Source organism: Porphyromonas sp. oral taxon 278 str. W7784, from assembly GCF_000467855.2.
Classification (GTDB): domain Bacteria; phylum Bacteroidota; class Bacteroidia; order Bacteroidales; family Porphyromonadaceae; genus Porphyromonas.
The window spans coordinates 428,209-429,860 of record NZ_KI259258.1 but is presented as its reverse complement, the minus strand read 5'-3'; the positions used below and the strand labels follow the sequence as shown (position 1 = coordinate 429,860).

2 protein-coding genes are annotated in these 1,652 nt (G+C 55.1%); both read right to left on the bottom strand.

Annotated features, from left to right (window positions below):
- Nucleotides 1-79 precede the first annotated feature (79 nt).
- Nucleotides 80-598, bottom strand: a complete 519-nt coding sequence (locus HMPREF1556_RS08380) for a hypothetical protein (protein ID WP_021668012.1) — start codon at nucleotides 596-598, stop codon at nucleotides 80-82.
- A 239-nt stretch (nucleotides 599-837) separates the two neighbouring features.
- Nucleotides 838-1,356: a YbjN domain-containing protein gene (locus tag HMPREF1556_RS08375; RefSeq protein ID WP_021668010.1), complete on the bottom strand. Its 519-nt coding sequence runs from the start codon at nucleotides 1,354-1,356 to the stop codon at nucleotides 838-840.
- Between the last annotated feature and the right edge of the window lie 296 nt (nucleotides 1,357-1,652).

The window sequence follows — 1,652 nt, the reverse complement described above, 5'->3', positions numbered from 1 at the left end:
TCTCCAAGAGCGGTAGCGAAGTACCAGGCTGGGAGCAAGGAGGGCGACGATAGGGGAATATTCCTCGAGAGAAAGCCGATTAGCTGGGTAGGCTACCCGAGGGAGGGAGCTGGGAGGCACCAGCGTCAGAGCCTCCGGCGCCCGAGCCCTGCACCTCGGTGAGTTGCTTGAGCGCACGATGATAGTAGGCGTCTATCGAGAGCAGGACTTTATGCATTTTTAGGGCAAGGCGTCCAATAGGCATCCCTGGCATGATGAAGGCTTCCACCGAGAGGACGAGATCACCATCGTCATCGAGGTAAGCCTTACCGACCTTTTGGTCGTAGTCCGTCTGAGCACAAGCCTTCAGCAGGAGCTCTTTACCATGGTGCTCATAGTCCTTGCCATCGAAGGTCGCTCGTACCAGCAGGAACTCAGGATCATCTTCGTAGTAGCAGAAGTAGCAGTAAAGCCCATCTACCTTGTACTTGACTCGCACCACCCGATCAATCTCGGGATGGAAGCCCTCACGAGTGAGCACCTCCATGATCTCAGGGAGTACGGTGGAGGGATCAAAAGGGGTATCTGTCTTCTTCGTGAACTTATCAAAGAGTGCCATAACTAATCAATCATACAGGTAAGTATCGTAGCTCTAGGGGAGGAGGGACTGAGCCCTTCCCGCCCGCTCTACAAAGGTAGCCTTTCTCTCTGGGGCTAGCGAGCGAGGAGGAGGGGTTAGCTTCCTGACGTCCACGGGAGGCAAAAGCAGACGCCCGCCCTTCTCCAAGAGCGGTAGCGAAGTACCAGGCTGGAAGAAGGGAGGGCGACCATGAGGGATCTCCCTTAAGGGAAGATCTCTTAGCTAGGTAGGCTACCCGAAGGTGGAAGTTGGGAGGAGTCCGCCGTCGAGCTTCCCGTCCCCTCTTCTTGCTCCTGCGTGATCTGCTTGAGTGTACGATGGAAGCAGTTATCTATCGAGTGGAGGACTTTACTCATCCTCAGGGCAAGACGCTCAATAGGCACACCAGGGAAGATAAACGCTTCTACAGCGAGGACGATATCGCCATCATCATCGAGGTAAACCTTACCCACCTTCTGCTCCAAGTCTGCTTGAACGCAAGCCTTCAGCAAGAGCGCCTCATCGTAGCGCTCGTAGTCCTTCCGTTTGAAGAACGCTCGTACCATGAGGAACTCTGGATCGTCCTCTTTGTAGAAGAAGCAACCAACAAGCCCATCCATCTTATACATGACACGTGTCTCCTGACTACGCTTGGGGCAATAGCCTTCACTAGCGAGCGCCTCGAAGATCCGAGGGAGTACGGTGGAGGGATCAAAAGGGGTATCTGTCTTCTTCGTGAACTTATCAAAGAGTGCCATAACTAATCAATCATACAGGTGAGTATCGTAGCTCTAGGGGAGGAGAGACCAGCCTTCTCCGCACACTCTACAAAGGTAGCTTTTCTCCCCATGGCTAGTGAGCGAGGTGGCGGGGAAGGCTCGTGACGCCCTCGGGAGCGCAAAAGCGGACGCCCTCCCATCTCCGAGACGGGTAGCGAAGTACCAGGCTAGAAGAAGGGAGGGCGACGATAGGGGAATATTCCTCGAGGGAAAGCCGATTAGCTGGGTAGACTACCCGAGGGGGGGAGCTGGGAGGCACCAGCGTCAGAGCCTCC